This is a genomic window from Cryobacterium sp. MLB-32, from assembly GCF_000738085.1.
Lineage (GTDB): Bacteria > Actinomycetota > Actinomycetes > Actinomycetales > Microbacteriaceae > Cryobacterium.
The window spans coordinates 47608-65749 of the sequence record NZ_JPRS01000002.1; the positions used below are offsets into that span (position 1 = coordinate 47608).

Consider the following 18142-nt stretch of genomic DNA (forward strand, 5'->3'; position numbering starts at 1 on the left):
CTACCTCCGGACGCCCGATCTCACTGCCGAGGCGCGACCCTCATGCCTGCAGTCGCAGGGACGATCCCAACTTCAGGGCTGATTTGCTCGTCAGGAGGATGGGGGTTTGGGTCGGGTCGGCGGCGGGCGTTGGAATCAGCCAGAACTCCTGCCCGATGCGGATGATCTTCCAGCCCTTGGATCGAGCTTGTCGAGATTTCGTTGTGCAACCGGAGGTGATGCGGGCTGCACAGCAGTATCCCCTCGTTCAGGTTGGTCAGTCCGCCCTCCGCCTGCCACAGCCGAAGGTGGTGAGCTTCTGAGAAGCTCGGTGGCCGCAGGCAGTCCTTCCACATGCACCCGCCGTCTCGAAGCGCCAACGCCGCACGTTGAGCGGTGGTGAACAGCCGTTGCTCGCGTCCAACATCAAGTACGGTGCCGCTCCGCCCGAACAACACCGGCGTAAACCCGGTGTTGCACACGGTCCGGTCGATGGTGGCGGCGGTGGCGGCGTCGGGTGTTCCTTCGATGAAGCCGTTGCGAAGAAGCACCAAGCCCGTTGTCGGCTGCGTCGTCGTGGGCGCGGCCGTTGTGCGCCCTGCCGCAGTGGGCGCGCCCGTCGTGAGCCCTGCCTTCGTGGGCCCTGCCGAAGTAGGCTCGGCCGTCGTGGGCTCGGCCGTCGTGGGCTCGGCCGTCGTGGGCTCGGCCGCAGTGGGCTCGGCCGCAGTGGGCGCGGCCGTCGGCGCGGGAGGCGATCCCGGCGGCATCGATCGTGTCCCGGCGCTGCCGGGCCGCCTTCGCCGCCTGATCGGCGTTGAGGGTGCGGCACTCGGCCATGAGATGCTCGATCGCGTCGCTGAGCATCTCCTCCGTCACGCCAAGGGCCCGTTGTCGAGCCTGTCGAGACACGCCGAGGGCGCGGCGAATGGCCGTTGCGGCGTCGGTGCTGAGTGTTCCGTCGGTCACGGCGTCGCCGAGAGGTGCCAACCACGGCCGGTGAACTTCCACGGGCGGGGCCTCCGGGTACTCCGCAGCGCGCAGGTCGGCTTCCTTCTGCCTGGCTCGAGCAGCCTCGGCCTCTGTAGCCATGGTGCCGGCCTCGATCAGGCGGCGGGTGTCGGCTTTGGTTCCGCCGCCTCCTCCTCCGCCGAGGGCCTGCACGTAGTCCTCTGGACTGTTGTATCCCTTCTTTCTTGACAGGCCTTCGCGGCCGAGCGTCCAGTCGGATCGGCCGGCCATATTCGCCGCCGACAGCGCGTAGGCCGCGGTCACCTCACGCAGATGGTGGGCCATCGCCCGGTGGGCGTTCTCCGACCCGTCGTCGGACAACTCCGCGAACGCTCTCGCGGACACATCTGACCGGGCCAACGCCCCGCGTCGCTGGTCGAGGAGCGCCGTCTACGGCGCGTCTCGAGACCGCGCACGGCGCCGTCCACACGCCAGCATCTCAGCACGATTGCGCGGTTCGCCGTCTATCCAGCCCCGTCGGCGCGCAACGCAGGCGCCATACCCTGGCGCGGTCTCGATCACTCCTTCGTCGCGCCTCGACCAGCGCCAGGGACGTGTTTGCTCCTGCGACTATCGCTTGAGGTTGGTGAGCTCCTGGAGCACCTCGTCGGAGGTGGTGATGATGCGGGCGTTGGCCTGGAAGCCGCGCTGGGCGACGATCAGGTTGGTGAACTCCTGCGAGAGATCGACGTTCGACATCTCCAGAGCGCCACTCTGCAGCGAGCCCAGGCCGGCCGCGCCGGGGGTGCCCAGCTGCGCGGCGCCGGAGTTGAACGTGGTGCGGTAACCGGAGGCACCGGCCTTTTCGAGACCGCCCGGGTTCGTGAACGTGGCAAGAGCGATACGTCCGATGGCCTGTTGGCCACCGTTGCTGAACAGGCCCACGAGGGTGCCGTCGGCCCCAAGTGCGAAGGACTCGAGCGTGCCGGCCGCGGAACCGTTCTGGCCCGTGAACGCGACAGTCGTGAGACCAGCGGAGCCTTCGAGCGCGGAGAGGTCGATCGGGGTTGCAGCCGAGCCGGCCGCGATGGTTGCGGATCCAGCGGCGTTTGTCAGCTTTCCGGCCACAAAGGTGAGAGCCACGGGGGGCGTGGCTGCGTTGTTCACATCGGTCACGTTCCAGGTGCCGGCCGCTGCGTCCTTCACAAATCGCAGGGAAACGGTGCTGGCGGCACCCGAGGCATCGAAGACCTCGATATCGCGGATGAGTTCGGTTCCGGCGAGGGCGTCGGACGGCAGGTTGCCCCCGACGGTTGCCCCTGTTGTCCTGACCGCCGGGATAATGGCTGCAACGGGCAGGGTGATGTTTCCGGTGGCGCCGCCCGCGTTGATCACGCCGCCGACAGCGTTCCAGCCCTGCACGATGGCTCCATCGGGCGACACGAGTCGGCCCTGGGCATCGAAATCGAAGGCTCCGGCGCGGGTGTAGAGCGTCTCGCCGCCCAGCTGGGTGACGAAGAAGCCGTCGCCCGAGATCATGATGTCGGTAGCGCGTCCAGTGGACTGAGCGGAACCCTGAGCGAAGTTGGTGGAGATGCCGGCAACCTGCACGCCGAGGCCCACCTGGGCCGGGTTCGTGCCACCAACCGTGGTCTGCGGCCCGCCCGCGGCCTGCGACATCTGCGAGAGCGTGTCCTGGAACTGCGCGGCGGATGCCTTGAATGCCGTGGTGTTGACGTTGGCGATGTTGTTGCCGGTCACGTCGAGCATGGCCTGGTGGGCGCGAAGACCGGAGATGCCGGAGTAGAGAGAGCGAAGCATGAGTGCTGCCTTTCGATAAGGACGAAGAAGAAGAATGAGCGGAATACGAATGATTGGGGTGCGGGGATCAGGGCTCGACAGGCTCGACCGACGAGGCTTTCGCGCCGGTCACCCCGGAGATGGCGTCGAGAGCGATGGTCTGCCCGTTGACCGTGACCTGGGGCACGGAACCGGCATAGGACACGGCCGTGGCTTGCCCGGTGGATTCCACGCCCCCGGCATCGGTGAATGTCACTTCTTGTCCCACCAGCGCGGCCGCGGCCATGCGCATCTGCAGGGAGAAATTCTCTTCGTTGGTTGTGGCCAGGGCGTTGAGCTTCTCCATCATGGCCAGCTGGGTCGTCTGCGCGATCATCTGGTTCGTGTCCATCGGCGAGCTCGGGTCCTGGTTGCGCAGCTGGGTGACCAGCAACGACATAAAGACCTCCGAGTCCATGGTCTGTTTCGGGGCACGCGTGACCGTGGAGGAATACATTCCGGTTGTCGGTGCGGCGGTAACTGCGGGGATTGTCACGGTCGACCTTCCTGTTATGCCATCACGTCGATGGTCGATGAAGAGTGGGAGAGAGAACTGCGGGGGCTGCGCGCCACGGGTTCATCACCGGGGCCGTCACGTATTCCGGGCGGCGGCCGTTGCAGGCGGCCGTCCTGAGCATCCGATCGGGCGTCGTTCGCCTGGCTCTGGGACGACAGATCAAGCTGAGCGTTGAGCCCGCCTCCGGCGAGGTCCCGGCGCAGGTCGGGCAAAATGGCCCGAAGCGCCTCACGCGCGAGTCGGTGGGAGCGAACAGCTCCACACGGATGTTGTCGCCGGTCACGTGGGCCCGCACAGTGAGCGGTCCGAGGTTTTCGGGCGTCACTGTGATCGTGAGCACGTGTTCCCCCGGCTTGACGCCGCTGAGAGTGAAGAGTGGCTTCGCAACCTGTGTCGTCAGGGGAACGGGCACAGCGGCGGCCGTGGGAGTGACGATGGCGGCAGGGGCCATCGGTGCGCCCAGAGCCGCGGGCGCCGCCGGTCCCACAGCTGCCGCGGCGAGGGACGTAGATGCGGATGCCGCCGCGTCCGCCTGCACGATCGTGACCGCCTCGGCCGCGGTGGCACCGGTCGGGCGAATCAGGAAATCGGTGCGGGGAGCGGTACCCGCAGGCTGCGGAAGCACCGCTCCGGCCGAGGCGGGCGTCGCGGCAGGCAGCGCGGCAGGTACCGCGGCAGGCAGCGCGGCAGGCAGCGCGGTGAGCTGCGGCGCGGCGGATGCGTCGGTCCTGGTTGGCGACGCGACCGACGTGCCCGGGGCGGGAGGGGGTGTGATGTCGAGGCTCCCGCGAACCCGTGTGGCCAGCGCCGCCTCAGCCGACGTCTGGACCGACGTCTGGACCGACGCCTGGGCCGACGCTGGCGCAGCGGCCGGAATCGTTAGACCAGCAGTCACAAGCGAAGTCGCCGCGGCAGCCGTCGTCGTCGCAGCACTCGTCGTCGTCGCAGCGGCCGTCCCAATCGTCCCCGCACCAGCAACCCCAGCAACGGCCGTCGACGGAGCAGCGGTCGCGGCGACGTCACGGCTGAACACTGGCCAGGCGAATGTCGGTGCCGGTGCGTCGATGGGGCTGGCAGCGGCGGTCGCTTCCACCGTGGCCGCGTCGGTGCGTTCTGCGGTGGACGCACGGGGTCTAACGGAGGCGTCACCGAATTCGTCGAGGGTAGGTTCTGACCCGGTCGGTGGCTCACCGGCAGCGGTGACCGAATCGGCCGCGTCCGCACGCACGGAATCGATCGTCGGCCCTGCAGTGACAGACTCCGATCGCGGCGACTTCGCGCGGGAAGAATGCGCGGTGGCCGCCGACGTGCTGCCGGTCGCCTCGCGGTCGGCAGCATTCTGTGCCGAAGAGTCGGAGCCTGTCCGCTTCATGACAGCGGCGAAGCCGGCGGCGCGCTCCGACGAACCGACGCGCGCGGTACCGCTTGGGGAACCACCCTGCCCACCCGTCTGTGCTGCCGGTCGAGCGAGGCTGGAGTTCAGGCTGAAGGTCACCGGGCACCGCCAGTCTCGAATGCAGCGAATGCCGCGCTGAACATGTCGGCGGTTGTGCCGCCGGTGGTCGCCGCCGTGGGGGTCGGGATCACTCGTCGGATCGTGTCGATGTCGGCATCCGTCATGTACGCGTCAACGAGGCATACTGAGCGGCCGGCATACGGTGCGTGAATGACCTTGTTGTTGCCGGCGTAAATGAGAATGTGGGCGCCGCCGCCGGTGACGATCAGGTCCCCGGGCTGGGCTTCGGCGAGGGATCCCACCTCGGTACCGATCTTCATCTGTCCGGAAACCAGGCGGGGGACCTCTATGCCCACGTCGGCATATACCTTCTGCACGAGGCCGGAACAGTCCATACCGCTCGCGTCTTCCCCACCGAAAACGTAGGGAACACCGAGATACTTCTGGGCGGCGTTGCTGACGTCTGTGCCGGTCACTCCGGCGCTTCCGGGCAGTGCGGCGCTGCCCGTGGCGGCGCTCCCGGTGGTGCCGATACTGGACGCCAGACTGGCCGCGAAGGCATCGGCCGAGGCAGCGCTTGAGGCAGCGGATGCCGCGGGTTTTGCGGCCGACTGGGTGCCGCTCATGCGCTGCAACGTCGACTGTATCTGGTCGATGCGGCTCAGGGCGTCGGACATGGTCATTGTCATCGCGCACCTCCATCGTCGGTCGTGTCATGCGCGGCCTGGTCGCGATGCCAGCGGGTGGAAGCGATCTCATCGAGCACGATCTGCTCGGCGCGCAGGTCCGCCGCAGCCACGGCAGCACTGTGCCGAGCTTCGAGCTTCTCGAGTCCGATCGATTCGGCGCGAGCCGCGTCAAACACGGACTGCGCCTGCGCGAGGGTAGCGAGGTGCCCCTGACCGAGGGCATCGAGGTCGGCGAGCATGCTCCGAGACGATGCCCGTGCGGCGGCCATGGCGTTCATCGTCGCGGAGCTGGTGGGTGAGTGGGCTCCCCCGTGTAACAGGCTCGCGCCCGGTCCCGACGGGTCTCGTTGTCTTGCACTCGGGAGTTGGCTGCGGCGAGTTCGCCCGCGGCCTCGTCCTGCTGCAGGTGGCGAAGGCGCAGCAGCCCGGCCAGGGGAAAGAGGCGCTTCATGAGGCCACCCCGAGTTGGCGCGTCAAGACGGTCAGACTGTCCCAGGCCACACTGGTGGGCGTCTGGTCGTCCATGCGCTGTTGCAGGAAGTTCTTGATGGCACTTTCGTTGTTGACTGCGGCGTCGACGAGCGGGTTCGTGCCGGCGCGATACGCGCCGACGTCGAGAAGATCCTGCGCACCCTGACGGGCGGCAAGAACCCTGCGGAGGGTCGCGGCAACCTGGTTGCGGGCAGGCGTGTTGACCCGCGAGGCAACCCGAGAGATGGAAGCGAGCACGTCGATCGAGGGGAAATGACCGGTGACGGCGAGCTTGCGATCCAGCACGACGTGTCCGTCGAGGATCGACCGCGCGGCATCCGCGATCGGCTCGTTGTGGTCGTCTCCGTCCACGAGAACCGTGTACATGCCCGTAATGGAGCCGGTTTGCCCGGTGCCGGCGCGCTCAAGCAACTGCGCGAGCACGGAGAACGTCGACGGCGGGTAGCCGCGGGTAGCGGGGGGCTCGCCCACCGAGAGCCCGATTTCGCGCTGGGCCATGGCCACCCGGGTGAGCGAATCCATCATGAGCACCACGTCGGAACCCCGGTCGCGGAAGGACTCCGCGATGCGAGTGGCGGTGAACGCTGCGCGAAGGCGCATCATGGCCGGCTCGTCGCTGGTGGCGACCACAACGATGGACCGTGCAAGGCCCTCGGGGCCGAGGTCGTCCTCGAGGAATTCCCGCACCTCACGGCCACGCTCCCCCACCAGCGCGATGACCGATACCTCGGCATCCGTTCCACGGGCGATCATCGACAGCAGCGAGGACTTGCCCACACCGGAACCGGCGAACAGTCCCATGCGCTGGCCCTTGCCCACGGCAGTGAGGGTATCGAGGGCACGCACGCCGAGCTGCAGCTGTTCGGTGATGCGGCTACGCTGCATGGCCGAGGGGCTCGCATTGTGCAGGGACACCGCTCCATCGCTGACGAGGGGGCCCTTGCCGTCGATCGGGCGGCCGAGGCCGTCGATGACGCGGCCGAAGAGTCCGTTTCCGGTGGGAACGAGCAGTGGTGTGCTCGCGGCACGGGCCGCTGCACCTGCCCGCAGTCCGGTGAGACGGCCGAGAGGCATACAGCGGATGCCGCCCGCTCCCGTGGCCACGACCTCCGCGTCGATTCCCGGGTGGTCTCCGAGGTTCACGAGATCGCCGATGGCGGCATCGAGACCGCGCACCTCCACGCCGAGACCCACGATGGAGCTGACCGTTCCCACCCGTTCCGGTCGCGCCGCCCGCCGTGCCGTCGCGACGACGGAGTCGAGGAGGGTGACGGCGCCCATCAGATTCCGCCCAACATGGCGTTTTTGACTCGGGCGAAGGCCGTGCCGATACGGGCGTCGATAAATCCGTCGGGGAATCTGGTGACGGCGTCGCCGCGCGCCAGTGAGGCGTCGGACACGAAGAGCACGCCAGGAACATTCTGGGTGGCGGCGCCGAGCACGGCCAGATCATCGGGGTGCATGTGCACCGTGTGCGTTTCGGCGTGCTCGCCCTGACCGAGGGCACGTTCGAGGGCACGTCGGGCCGAGACGTCACTGTGGCTCAGTTCGGCACCGAGCACGGCCTCGGCGAGGTCGAGCGCCGTGTGCACCAGCGTTCCTTCGGCCTCGCGGAGCACGGGAATCGTGCGGTTGTCGAGCGCTTCGGCAGCGGCCGCGAGCAGGCGCACCGCACGGTCGGAACGCGCTTCAGCGTGGCGCAGCGCTGCGGCGTGTTCGGCCGCATGCTCCGCGGCGACGGCCACGGCCGTGATCCCGGCTTCGCGCAGGCCGGCGGCGTACCCGGCGGCGTGCCCGGCAGCGCGGTCCTGCTCGTCGGCGCGAGCATCGACCACAACATGCAGGCGCGGAAAGGCGACACTCGAGAAGCGGGCGTCAGTTGACATATTCTTCCTCCGCTCCGCGCTGCACGGTGATCGTGCCTTGGGCTTCCATGTCGCGGATGGCCCGCACGACCTCCGCGCGGGCGTCTTCCACCTGGCTGACACGCATAGGGCCCAGGCTCTTGGTTTCGTCGTCGAGCAGGTCACGGTTGCGCTCGGAAAGGTTGGCTCGGATGACGGTGAGCACGGCGCCGGAGGTGCCCTTCATAGCGATTGCGAGCACGCTCGTGTCGATTCCACGCAGCACCTGTTGCACATCCCGGCTCTCGAGCTTGACGATGTCGGCGAAGGTGAGCATGCGGGAACGAACCTCTTCGGCGAGGATCGGGTCGCGCTCCTCGAGGGCTTCGAGCAGGGCACGCTCCGTGGCGGCATCGGCACGGTTGATGATCTCGACAAGCGGCTGCACTCCCCCGACGACCTCGACCGTTTCGCGTGCGACAACCGTGCGGGCACCCATCTTGAGGGTGTCGGTCACGATGCGGATCGCATCGGGGGCTGCGCTGCCCATCGTGGCGATGCACTGGGCCACGTCGGTACGCAGTCCCGGAGACATTCCGGACAGGATCGCTGAGGCGTGCTCACGGCGCAGGTGCGCGAGCACGAGCGCGATGGTCTGCGGCATTTCGCCTTCGAGCAGGTTGAGAACGTCGCTTGACTCGGCGCTGTCGAGAAATTCGAAAGCTTTGCCCGCCATCGAGGTGGCAACACGGGTGAGCACGCCGGCCGCGCGTTCCGCGCCGAAGGACGCCTCAAGCAGCCCCTGGGCGAACTCGTGCCCCCCACGGCCGGACCGGGAGCTGGTTCGGGTGAGCTCATGGAACTCGGTCAGGGCGTTCTCCGCGACGCCGGCATCCACTTTACGCAGCTGGATGATTTCAGACGCGATGACCTCCGCCTCGGCGTCGGAGAACTGCTTCATGACGATGGTTGCGAGATCGTGGTCCATGTTCATGAGAACCACGGCCACCTTCTGGGTGCCCGTCAACGCGGTGATGATCTCGGTCATGCGTTCTGCCGGTCATCCATCAGATTACGCAAGTACTCGGCTGTGCGCTTCGGATCGCTCTGGGCCAGCTGGTCGATTTCCGCTCGACGGGTGTCGGCCTCGGTCAGGGTGTAGTTGAGCGGAGGTAGCTCTGGCGGTTTCTGGGGAACGACGGGGTTGAGCAGGGTCGGCGCGTTCATGGCGTCGAGAGCGTTCTGCATCTCGGTGAGGTCTCCCACGTCGACCGCCTCGCGGCTCTGCCGCCGTGACCGGCGCGCGTACAGGATCAGGCTGGCCATGAGAGTGATCACGATGCCTGCGGTGATGATGGCGACGCGCAGCACGCTGGCGAGGCGGGCATCCGCCGCTGCCTTGTCGGCTGCGGCCAGGGCTGCCGCCGCATCCGCCGCACCCGTCTGGTTGAACGAGACGACCTCGACCGTGACCGCGTCGCCGCGGGCGACGTCGATTCCGGAGGCGGAGGCCACGAGACTCGTGATGTCGGCGACGTTCATTCCGGCTGCGGCGTCCTTGTCGACGGCCACGGAGATGGTTTGGCGGTTGACGGCGCCGGCCGGGATGGTGCGGGATTCGGTGACCTTGTTGACGGCATTGTTGCGGGTGGTGTCTTCGGAGTTGAACGTGCCATCACCGCTCCCGTTGGCCGCAACAGCGATGTTGTCGGCGCCGAGAACGCCCGCCGCGCCGCCGCCGGTGCCCGTGTACGTCTCGGTCTTGGTCGACTCGTTGAGGGCAGGGGCGTCGAGGGGAGTGACAAAGGACTCCTCCGTGCGCTGCGCGGATTCTTTGCTCATATCGGCGGCCACCACGACGGTGGCGTTGCCGGGTCCCACAACCTTGTCGAGCATGTTCTGCACCGAGTCGCGCACGCGGCCTTCGTAGTCGGAGGCCTGCTGGTCGGCGGAGCCCGTGGCTCCCACCCCTACGGCGGAGAGCACGGTTCCCGCAGCGTCGACAACAGACACGTCTTCGGGGGCCATGCCGTCAATGGACGCGCTCGTGAGGTGCACGATGGCCTGCACCTGGCTGTTGCTGAGGGTGATGCCGTTCTTCGTCTGCACGAAGACGGATGCTGTCGGATCATTCTTCGTAGACACGAAAACGCTGTCTTCGGGGATCGCAAGCTTCACCGACGCGGTCTGGACACCGTCGAGGGCACCGATCGTGGCCGCCAGCTCGCCTTCGAGCGCTCGCTTGTAGGTCACCGACTGCTGGAATTCGGAGGAGGTGACGCCCATTTTGTCGAGCAGCGCGTATCCGCCCGTGCTGCTGGTGGGAAGACCGGCTGCAGCGGCCTTGAGACGCTCGTCATAGACGTTGGCCTCGGGCACCATGATGGTCGCACCGCCGTCGCTGAGTTCGTAGGCCACGCCATCCGCCCGAAGTTGCTCCACGATGGAGTTGGCGTCCACGCCGCTGAGCCCGGAGAAGAGCGGGGTGTACGCGGGCTTGGTGACCCACATGCTGAGGGCGGCGATGCCGAGCACCAGCACGGCGACGCCGATGATGGCGACGGTGCGTTGCGCGACGGTGAACGCGCGGATGGCATCGGCGAAACGGCGAAACGCCGAGGTGACCTGGGTGGGCATCAGGCCTGCATCCTCATGATCTCGTTGAAGGCGTCGACGCCCTTGTTACGCACGGCGGCGACGAGTTCCAGGGTGACCTGCGCGCGGGTGCTCGCGATGGTGGCCGAGTGGATGTCGGTGAGGTCGCCGGTAACGGCCTTGATGGCGAGCTCGTTGGAGGTGGAGGACATCTGCTGCAGGTTGTCGACCGCGCCGGTGAGGGCGGCGCCGAAGCCGGAGCCGTCGGTGCTCTGGGTGGCCGTGGTTGCAGTGGTGCCCTGCACGCCCGCCATGCCCTGGATCATCTGGATTGAGCTCAAGGGCATTAGGAACGTCCGATCTGGAGTGCGGCTTCGTAGGTCGTCTTGGCACGGTCGACGACGGCGGCGTTGGCTTGGTAGCCGCGCTGGGCCATGATGAGCTGTCCCATCTGCTCGGCGAGATCGATCTCCGGGTAGCGCACGTAGCCTTCGGTGTCGGCGAGTGGGTTGTTCGGCTCAAACACCATGCGCCCCTCGGCAGAACCGAGTTCCACACCCGTGGCGTAGACGCCCGAGACGCCTTCACCCTCCTGCGCGGCGATATACCGGGCCTGGAAGGCGCTGCCGTCTGTGCTCGTGGCGGTGTTTACGTTGGCCATGTTGTCGGCAAGAGCATCGAGCCACTGGCGGTGCAGCGTCAGGCCGCTGCCGGCGATGCCGATTGCGTCGAAGGTCATCAGTTGGTCCGCATCGCAGAGCGCATGGCGGTGAAGGGGCCCTCCACGGCGCGGGCCGCGAACTGGTAGCGCAGCACCGTGTCGATGTTGGAGAGAGTCTCGGTGTCGAGGTTCACGTTGTTGCCGTTGACGTTCGTGGGATCCATCGAACGTGCGGTGCTCGCCGACACCGCTCCGGAGCCCTCGGAGACCGACTGAGCGAGCGCGTTCTCGAAGGAGACACGCTGGGCGTGGTAGTTGGGCGTGTTCACGTTCGCGATGTTGTTCGCGATGGTGCGCTGGCGCAGGGCCAGGCCGTCGAGAGCACTGGTGATCGCAGTGGAGGTCACGGATTCAAGCACGGGTTCCCGTTTCGTCGACAAAAAAAGATGCGACGGCCAATCCGTGGCCAATTGATGAGCGATCCGTGCTCACAGTGAGCTATCGGCCGAACGGGGGTAGGGGTTAGGAGTTAGTTGAAAGAATTCGGTAAGACTTTGTGCCGAGGCTGGTGACGTGTGGTGTCAGCCGGTGACGTCGAGGTACACCGAACGGTCTGAATCACGCACGGGCGGTACCGTGCGTAGGGCTGCGAGGTGCTGACCCGCCACGCGGCGGGCCGCGTCGAGTTCGCGCACAAGCTTCAGCTGGCAGAGCAGCAGGTCGCGGGCGCGCTCCCCGAGCTCGGCAGGTATCGGGCCGATCGTCGTCGGGGGTTGCCAGAAGGATGCCGGGGCGAGGCCCGCGGCATCCGGTGCAGAATCCGGCGTGGAATTCGCCGCGGCAGACCAATTGGCGGTGTCGAGGTTTAGCTCGAGCTCGTTCAGTACGCGCAGCCAGGCAGCCGTGTTGGGTGACTGTTTAGCCAAAGCCGAGTGCGCCACCCGTCGTGTTCACTTCGGCGGGCTGAGCCGGCAGCGATGCCGCGGCTTCATGCCAGGTGAGGCGCAGGGGCTCGAGCAGCGCGATGCTTTCCTGCGTACGGGCAACATCGCGGTGCGTGTTGGCGCGCATCAGCGCGGTGGAGACGTAGGTGTAGAGCGCGAAGAGGCCCTCTCCCCCGTTCCAGGCATCAACGTTGAGCGAGGTGGTGAGCTCGGAGATGATCGCCTGCGCGTGCAGCAGGTTCTCGCTCGCAACGCCCCAATTCTCGTCGACCTGCGCCGCTTCGGCGCGGTTGAGGTCGAGAAGCAGTCGGTCGTAGAGCATCGTGAGCAGGCGCACCGGGGTGGCGCTCAGCACGGCTTCGCGGTTGTAGCGGGCACGTCGGGCTTCGGCATTAGGCATCATGAGAAGTGTCATCAGTTACTCGTCGAGGTTGGCAGAGCGGCGAGCTGAGAGGTGAGCCAGGAGGATTGGGCTTGCATCGCACTCAGCTGCACCTCCAGCCCCGAATAGGTGCGTTCGAGCGTGGAGCGCCGGGAGGCCAGGCGGCGGTCCCAGTCGGTGATCTGGTTTCCGAGGTCCTTGACCATGGATTCCTGACCGGTGATTCTTGACGTGATCATGCCGTCGTACTTGTCTGAAGCGTTCGTTGCGACATCCGCCACGCGTGACGCGATCTCCTGCACCGCGGCTTCGGTGCGCCCCGGGTCGGCCTTCAGCGCCGCAGCGAACTTTGTGGCATCAAATTCCATGGTGCCGGTCTTCGTGATGCTGATGCCGAATTCGCTCGGCGAGTGTCCGTCGATCGGGGCGGACGCCGCGGTCAGGATTCGCTGGTTGAGATCACGAACCGTGCTGTCCCCGGTGAACGGCCCGCTCGAAAGCACTGCTCCGCCCGCCGCGTTGGTGCTGTTGACGACGGCGGACTTGGTGGAAATGAGCGCCAGGATGCCGTTCACACCGCCCACCAGGTCGCTCGCCATCGTGCTGATGGCGGCGTCGTTGCGGGCCACGGTGATGCTCACGGGGTCGACGGAGGCCTTTGTAGCCGTGACCGATACGCCGGGCAGCAGCTCCGCGAAGGTGTTCGTAGCCGAGCTGATGGACTGCGCCGCGGGCGAGCCTGCCCACAGGGTGACCTTGGCGTCTTGCGCGGCCCGCACCTGGGTGAGGCCCGCATCTGTGTCGGTGGCCGGAGAGGTTGTCGTGTCGGAGTTGGCTACGGTGAAACCTCCTGCCGCTCCGGTGGACGTGGCAGTGAACTGCACCCGGTAGACCGGGGCGCCGCTCGCGTCCATCCCCGCGGCAACCTTCACCGCACTCACGCCGGCATTGGCATTGTTGACGGCATTGACGACGTCGTCGAGGTTGGCGGTGGTGGCAGAGATCGCCGTGCGCACGCCGGCCGAGCTCGTGATGCTGAAGTCGCTTCCGGGCCACTCGGCGAGAGCTGACGACACCGAGACCTGGCGCTGAGCGAGCTGGTCAACAACGAGGTCGATCTGTCCGGCGCTGGCCCCAGCGGAGGCCGTGACCGTTGCGGCGGTCGAGCTGCTCGTTGCGGAGTACAGGTCGAAGGCGCCGTCTTTGGCTGTCTTGGCTGCCAGAGTAGCGAGGTTCGCGACGCTGGAGTTGAGCCCCTGAAGCGCGGCGATAAAAGTTGTGGATTCAGAAACCTTGCGCTGGAGAAGAGACTGAGGAACGGCCTCGAGCTTCATGAGCGAGTTGATCAGTGAGGTGGTATCCAGGCCGCTGGCCAGTCCATCAATTGCCATCGACATGGTGGGTTCCTCTCCTGCTGTCGATTCTGCGTGCTGCCGACACGCCGGTCGGCAGCACGCGGGGCGAGGTCCAGATCGCCCCGCGGCTGCTTCCCAGCGCGGTTCAGTCAGTTCGTACTAGTGCTACTCCGATTTAGCGAAGGAGCTGCAGCACGCCCTGGTTGGACTGGTTCGCCTGCGCGAGCATGGCGGTTCCGGCCTGCGACAGGATGTTCGCCCGCGTGTAGTTGACCATTTCCTGCGCCATGTCGGTGTCGCGAATACGCGAACCGGCAGCGGTGAGGTTCTCCGTGGAGACGGCGAGGTTCTTGATAACGCTCTCGAACCGGTTCTGGTTTGCACCCAACTCGGCGCGAGCGGTGGACACTTTCTCGATCTGCGTGTCGAGCATGCTGATAGAGGCGGCGGCGTTGGCTGCGGTGCTGAAATCGAGCCCAGCACCCGTGCCAAGGCTGGATGCGGTGGTGCTGAAGACATCCGCACTCTTCGACTTCACGTTCATGCCGGTCTCCACAGTGGGATCTGTGGGATCGTACGTGATCGTTGCGACCAGTGATCCAGAGAAAGCAGAATCCTGGTTAAGGGCGGCAACGGTCTTCGCCAATGTCGACTGACCTCCCGTTGCTGATTCGTCCGTCAGGTCCGCGGCGGTCAGGTCCGGCGTGATGACCTGAGTCGATCCATTCGCGTTCGTGAGGTTGTAGTCTGCCGCGGCAACGTCGCCTGCAGCGATGTCCAATCCGCCATTTGCCGCGCCTAGTGTTGCGGCGATCGCCTTCACGTTCGCACCAGAAAGGTCGACAGCAATCTGGCTGCTCGCGTCGCTGTTTGCACCGACCTGGAAGCTCAGCGACGGCCTGGAGCCGTCAAGCAGCTGGGTGCCATTGAAGTTCGTGGCCTCGCTAATGCGGGTCAGTTCCTTGGTCAACGCCGTGACCTCTGTCTGAATCGCCCCTCGGGATTCGGCGTTGTTCGAGTCGTTACCGGCCTGAACCGCGAGGTCGCGCATCCGCTGAAGAATCGATGTGGTCTCGTTCAGGGAGCCTTCTGCGGTCTGGAGAACCGAGATGCCGTCCTGCGCGTTTCGGCTGGCGACCGTGAGGCCACCGACCTGCGACTTGAGGCCTTCTGAGATGGCGAGACCAGCCGCGTCATCCGCTGCCCGGTTGATGCGAAGGCCGCTGGACAGCTTCTCCAGCGACTTGGACAGGTCGTTCTGTGTTGTGCTCAAAGCGCGGTAAGCGTTGTTTGCCGCGAGGTTGGTGTTTACCTGCATGCCCATGATGAATCCTCCGTGATTGGGTCAAAGTACGCCAGTCCATCCATGGGCTGACACCTTGAGCTATCGGCCGGAGGTCTGGGTGGGTTAGGAAACGTGGGGAAGATTTCCGAACAGTTCTGAGATCGAGCGAGGGTATGGCGACTGCGTTGCGCGACGATGGTCTTGGATAGACGGCGAAGTGCGCAGTCGTGTTGAGATGCTCGCGGTTGGACGGCGTCTTGCGCGGTCTCGAGACGCGCCGTAGACGGCGCTCCTCGACCAGCGAGGCGGGGCGTCTTCGGATGATGCGGGACCGGTCAGTGTCGGTGGTGTCTGTCACACTTTTCTTATGACAACCACCATTGAAGGTGTTTTCGTTGATCTGACCGGGGCCTTGGCCCGGTCAGATGTGTCCGCGAGGATGTTCGCGGAGTTGTCCGACGACGGGTCGGAGGACACCCACCGGGCGATAGCCCACCACCTGCGTGAGGTCACCGCGGCCTACGCACTGTCGGCGGCGAATATGGCCGGCCGATCCGACTGGACGCTCGGCAGGGAGGGCCTGTCGAGAAAGAAGGGATACAACAGCCCCGAGGACTACGTGCAGGCCCTCGGCGGAGGCGGCGGCGGAACCAAAGCCGATACCCGCCGCCTGATCGAGGCCGGCACCATGGCCACCGAAGCCGAAGCGGCCCGGCACCGGCAGAAGCAGGCCGACCAGCTGGCGCTCGAACACCCCGAGGCTCCGCCGGTCGAGGTGCACCGGCCGTGGTTCGCGCCTCTCGGCGACGCCGTGACCGACGGAACACTCAGCACCGACGCCGCGACAGCCATTCGCCGCGCCCTCGGCGAACCGGCCATCGGCGTCACCGAAGACATGCTCGCCGACGCGATCGAGCATCTCCTGGCCGAGTGCCGCACCCTCAACGCCGACCAGGCCGCGAAGGCGGCCCGGCAGTGCCGGGACACGATCGACGCCGCCGGGATCGCCTCCCGCGCCGACGCGATGCGAGCACGGCAGTACCTGAGAGTGTTTGACAAGCCCGATGGGATGCTGCACGGGAGTTTTGAGTTGGACCCGGAGAACGGGTCGTACTTCAAGGACTTCCTGCTGCAGATCACCGGCCCCCGCACCGGTGGCCCCCGATTCGTGGAGAAAGGCGAAAAGGAGCGGGCGCAGCGCATCATCGACGACCCCCGGTCCACCGACCAGATCGCCGCCGAGTCCCTGATCGAGGTGATCAAGGTCGCCGCAGCCGCCGACCCCGGAACACTGTTCGGGCGTATCCGCCCGTCGGTCAAACTGGTCGTCGTTGGGGCACCCGTACCGGATCCAACGGCCGCGCCCACGACCAGAGGGCCCACTGCGGCAGCGCCCACCACGGCCGAGCTTCCGAAGGTAGGGCTCACGACGGCCGCGCCCACGACGACGCAGCCGACGACGGGCTTGGTGCTCCTTCGCAACGGGTTCATCGAAGGCACACCAGACGCCGCCACGACCGCCACCATCGACCGGACCGTGTGCAACACCGGGTTTACGCCGGTGCTGTTCGGTCGAGACGGAACGGTGCTTGACGTCGGACGCGAACAACGACTGTTCACAACCGCTCAACGTGCGGCGTTGGCCCTTCGAGACGGCGGGTGCATGTGGAAGGACTGCCTGCGGCCACCGAGCTTCTCCGAAGCTCATCACCTTCGGTTGTGGCAGGCCGAGGGCGGGTTTACGAACCTCGAGGAAGGGATCTTGCTCTGCAGCCCGCATCACCTCCGGTTGCACAACGACGGGTGGAAAATCATCCGCATCGGGCAGGAGTTTTGGCTGATTCCACCGCCCGCCGCGGACCCGGCCCAAACCCCCATCCTGCTGAAGAGCAAGTCAGCCCTGAAGTTGGGGTCGCCGCTGCGGCTGCAGGCGTGAAGGGCGACGCGTCGTCCTGGAGACGCCAGAGTCCGGAGAGCGGCTCGCGGGGTCTCGAGACGCTCGTTCCTCGCTCCTCGACCAGCGAGGGGCTCGGGATCGCGGGGTCTCGAGACGCTCGTTCCTCGCTCCTCGACCGGCGAGGGGGTGGGGAACGCATGAAGGCGCGCGTGCGCGCTGCGTACGGGCTACGACGCTACGGGGATGGTGGTGGTGCGAGCGTGGGCGGCGCGGGTCATGGCCGCGGCGGAGTGATCGGCCAGGCGGGCCAGGTAGGCGCTGCGGCGGGCCGGGGCGATGCGGGATTCAGGCACGTACTCGGTCTCGGCGTCATCGGCGTAGTGAGTGCCGAGCCCGTCGCGCAGCAGGCGGATGGCCTCGGCGCGCGTCTGAGAGACAGCGGAGTGCGTGGTGCCGAGCTCGGCGGCGATGTCTTTCACGGCACGGTCTTCGAAGTAAATCTGTTCGACGACGTAGCGGAACTTTTCGGGCAGAGCAGAGATCGACGAACGCAGGTATCCCAAGCGTTCGGCGGTGAGCATCGATTCCTCGGGGAGGATCGTGTCTGCGATGAGGAATTCGGCCGTGGAGTCGTCAATCGTAGACACGGTGCGGGCGGCGTCGGAGATGCCGGCGAGGGCAGTTTCGCGGTCCACCCCCAGTGAGGCCGCAATCTCGTCCACGTTGGGGGTGCGACCGAGCGCGATGGACAGGGTTTCCTGTACGGCAAGGGTCTCTTTGATACGTCGTCGGGCGCCACGGGTGGCCCAATCATTGGAGCGCATCTCATCGGCGAACGCGCCGATGATGCGACGTCGCGCGAACGCACCGAATGGTACGCCGAGCGATGCATTGAAGGCATCCGCTGAGGTAATCAGGGCCAGGGCGCCGGCCGAAGCCAGGTCATCACGGGATAGATGACGGGCCTTGGCCCACACCTCGGAGACCAGGTATCCCACCAAGGCAGGTTCTCGACGACGAGTTGATTGCGCTCTAAACGGTTCACGTGCGTTTCCCCCGAATTCTCAAAACACCTGATGATGAGCGTAAAACCTGAACCGTGGCACCTCGACACGCGTACACCGCGAATAGTGATCCCCCGCGGGTACGCGTTCACCCGCGATTCACAGCTTAGGGCGAAGGTAGACCGGACTTCTACCAAAACACCCCCGAATCGGGGCAGAACGTGTCGGCATTTAGGGGGACATGATTTTGACCCA

General features: G+C 66.3%; 20 protein-coding genes. 1 reads left to right on the top strand and 19 read right to left on the bottom strand.

Annotation, left to right across the window (positions count from 1 at the left end; all coding sequences use genetic code 11):
- Positions 1–405: 405 nt before the first annotated feature.
- The 18 genes from JF66_RS00330 to JF66_RS00410 form a co-directional block, all read right to left on the bottom strand.
- The gene (locus JF66_RS00330) at positions 406–1332 is read right to left on the bottom strand and encodes a hypothetical protein (RefSeq protein ID WP_035873752.1); all 927 of its coding nucleotides are present in this window, start codon (positions 1330–1332) and stop codon (positions 406–408) included.
- Between the two features lie 225 nt (positions 1333–1557).
- Entirely contained in the window at positions 1558–2748 is a 1191-nt protein-coding gene (locus JF66_RS00335) for a flagellar hook protein FlgE (RefSeq protein WP_035873753.1), read from the bottom strand.
- 67 nt (positions 2749–2815) lie between these two features.
- The gene (locus JF66_RS00340) at positions 2816–3262 is read right to left on the bottom strand and encodes a flagellar hook capping FlgD N-terminal domain-containing protein (RefSeq protein ID WP_035873754.1); all 447 of its coding nucleotides are present in this window, start codon (positions 3260–3262) and stop codon (positions 2816–2818) included.
- Positions 3263–3284: 22 nt separating this feature from the next.
- Positions 3285–4778, bottom strand: a complete 1494-nt coding sequence (locus JF66_RS21465; RefSeq protein ID WP_051972924.1) for a flagellar hook-length control protein FliK — start codon at positions 4776–4778, stop codon at positions 3285–3287.
- A complete protein-coding gene (locus tag JF66_RS25105; protein WP_304413052.1) occupies positions 4775–5428 on the bottom strand; it encodes a C40 family peptidase in 654 nt (217 codons plus the stop codon). The genes JF66_RS21465 and JF66_RS25105 overlap by 4 nt, the downstream gene beginning before the upstream one ends.
- Positions 5425–5697, bottom strand: coding sequence for a hypothetical protein (locus tag JF66_RS24095; protein WP_231556235.1), 273 nt, complete (start codon positions 5695–5697; stop codon positions 5425–5427). Before JF66_RS24095 ends, JF66_RS25105 begins: the two co-directional genes overlap by 4 nt.
- Positions 5698–5702: 5 nt before the next feature.
- Positions 5703–5879, bottom strand: a complete 177-nt coding sequence (locus JF66_RS24100; protein WP_231556236.1) for a hypothetical protein — start codon at positions 5877–5879, stop codon at positions 5703–5705.
- Positions 5876–7201 carry a FliI/YscN family ATPase gene (locus JF66_RS00360; RefSeq protein ID WP_035873759.1) on the bottom strand — a complete coding sequence of 442 codons (1326 nt, stop codon included), beginning with the start codon at positions 7199–7201 and terminating at the stop codon, positions 5876–5878. The genes JF66_RS24100 and JF66_RS00360 overlap by 4 nt, the downstream gene beginning before the upstream one ends.
- Positions 7201–7806, bottom strand: a complete 606-nt coding sequence (locus JF66_RS00365) for a FliH/SctL family protein (RefSeq protein WP_051972925.1) — start codon at positions 7804–7806, stop codon at positions 7201–7203. Before JF66_RS00365 ends, JF66_RS00360 begins: the two co-directional genes overlap by 1 nt.
- Entirely contained in the window at positions 7796–8812 is a 1017-nt protein-coding gene (gene fliG / locus JF66_RS00370) for a flagellar motor switch protein FliG (protein ID WP_197059270.1), read from the bottom strand. The genes JF66_RS00365 and fliG overlap by 11 nt, the downstream gene beginning before the upstream one ends.
- On the bottom strand, positions 8809–10401 hold the full coding sequence (gene fliF, locus JF66_RS00375) for a flagellar basal-body MS-ring/collar protein FliF (protein WP_035873760.1): 1593 nt from the start codon (positions 10399–10401) through the stop codon (positions 8809–8811). Before fliF ends, fliG begins: the two co-directional genes overlap by 4 nt.
- Positions 10401–10706 carry a flagellar hook-basal body complex protein FliE gene (gene fliE / locus JF66_RS00380; protein ID WP_035873761.1) on the bottom strand — a complete coding sequence of 102 codons (306 nt, stop codon included), beginning with the start codon at positions 10704–10706 and terminating at the stop codon, positions 10401–10403. The genes fliF and fliE overlap by 1 nt, the downstream gene beginning before the upstream one ends.
- Positions 10706–11098, bottom strand: coding sequence for a flagellar basal body rod protein FlgC (locus JF66_RS00385; protein WP_035873762.1), 393 nt, complete (start codon positions 11096–11098; stop codon positions 10706–10708). Before JF66_RS00385 ends, fliE begins: the two co-directional genes overlap by 1 nt.
- Positions 11098–11439 (bottom strand): flagellar basal body protein, encoded by a 342-nt coding sequence (locus tag JF66_RS00390; protein WP_035873763.1) that lies wholly within the window; start codon positions 11437–11439, stop codon positions 11098–11100. Before JF66_RS00390 ends, JF66_RS00385 begins: the two co-directional genes overlap by 1 nt.
- A gap of 162 nt (positions 11440–11601) precedes the next feature.
- Positions 11602–11946, bottom strand: coding sequence for a hypothetical protein (locus tag JF66_RS00395; RefSeq protein ID WP_156109586.1), 345 nt, complete (start codon positions 11944–11946; stop codon positions 11602–11604).
- A complete protein-coding gene (gene fliS, locus JF66_RS00400; RefSeq protein WP_051972926.1) occupies positions 11939–12379 on the bottom strand; it encodes a flagellar export chaperone FliS in 441 nt (146 codons plus the stop codon). Before fliS ends, JF66_RS00395 begins: the two co-directional genes overlap by 8 nt.
- On the bottom strand, positions 12379–13743 hold the full coding sequence (gene fliD / locus JF66_RS00405) for a flagellar filament capping protein FliD (RefSeq protein WP_035873767.1): 1365 nt from the start codon (positions 13741–13743) through the stop codon (positions 12379–12381). Before fliD ends, fliS begins: the two co-directional genes overlap by 1 nt.
- A gap of 133 nt (positions 13744–13876) precedes the next feature.
- Complete coding sequence (locus tag JF66_RS00410; protein WP_035873768.1) at positions 13877–15025, bottom strand: flagellin; 1149 nt, start codon at positions 15023–15025, stop codon at positions 13877–13879.
- Positions 15026–15353: 328 nt separating this feature from the next.
- Between JF66_RS00410 and JF66_RS00415 the strand changes: the two genes are divergently transcribed.
- Entirely contained in the window at positions 15354–16922 is a 1569-nt protein-coding gene (locus tag JF66_RS00415; protein WP_035873769.1) for an HNH endonuclease signature motif containing protein, read from the top strand.
- Positions 16923–17110: 188 nt separating this feature from the next.
- Here the strand turns inward: JF66_RS00415 and JF66_RS00420 are convergent, their stop codons facing one another.
- On the bottom strand, positions 17111–17881 hold the full coding sequence (locus JF66_RS00420; protein WP_369797922.1) for a sigma-70 family RNA polymerase sigma factor: 771 nt from the start codon (positions 17879–17881) through the stop codon (positions 17111–17113).
- Positions 17882–18142: the final 261 nt, after the last annotated feature.

Coding starts and splice junctions, on each gene's coding strand:
- JF66_RS00335 (WP_035873753.1), bottom strand. CDS start 2,748: ATGCTTCGCTCTCTCTACTCCGGCATCTCCGGTCTTCGCGCCCACCAG.
- JF66_RS25105 (WP_304413052.1), bottom strand. CDS start 5,428: ATGACAATGACCATGTCCGACGCCCTGAGCCGCATCGACCAGATACAG.
- JF66_RS24095 (WP_231556235.1), bottom strand. CDS start 5,697: ATGGCCGCCGCACGGGCATCGTCTCGGAGCATGCTCGCCGACCTCGAT.
- JF66_RS24100 (WP_231556236.1), bottom strand. CDS start 5,879: ATGAAGCGCCTCTTTCCCCTGGCCGGGCTGCTGCGCCTTCGCCACCTG.
- JF66_RS00360 (WP_035873759.1), bottom strand. CDS start 7,201: ATGGGCGCCGTCACCCTCCTCGACTCCGTCGTCGCGACGGCACGGCGG.
- JF66_RS00365 (WP_051972925.1), bottom strand. CDS start 7,806: ATGTCAACTGACGCCCGCTTCTCGAGTGTCGCCTTTCCGCGCCTGCAT.
- fliG (WP_197059270.1), bottom strand. CDS start 8,812: ATGACCGAGATCATCACCGCGTTGACGGGCACCCAGAAGGTGGCCGTG.
- fliF (WP_035873760.1), bottom strand. CDS start 10,401: ATGCCCACCCAGGTCACCTCGGCGTTTCGCCGTTTCGCCGATGCCATC.
- fliE (WP_035873761.1), bottom strand. CDS start 10,706: ATGCCCTTGAGCTCAATCCAGATGATCCAGGGCATGGCGGGCGTGCAG.
- JF66_RS00385 (WP_035873762.1), bottom strand. CDS start 11,098: ATGACCTTCGACGCAATCGGCATCGCCGGCAGCGGCCTGACGCTGCAC.
- fliS (WP_051972926.1), bottom strand. CDS start 12,379: ATGACACTTCTCATGATGCCTAATGCCGAAGCCCGACGTGCCCGCTAC.
- fliD (WP_035873767.1), bottom strand. CDS start 13,743: ATGTCGATGGCAATTGATGGACTGGCCAGCGGCCTGGATACCACCTCA.
- JF66_RS00410 (WP_035873768.1), bottom strand. CDS start 15,025: ATGGGCATGCAGGTAAACACCAACCTCGCGGCAAACAACGCTTACCGC.
- JF66_RS00415 (WP_035873769.1), top strand. CDS start 15,354: ATGACAACCACCATTGAAGGTGTTTTCGTTGATCTGACCGGGGCCTTG.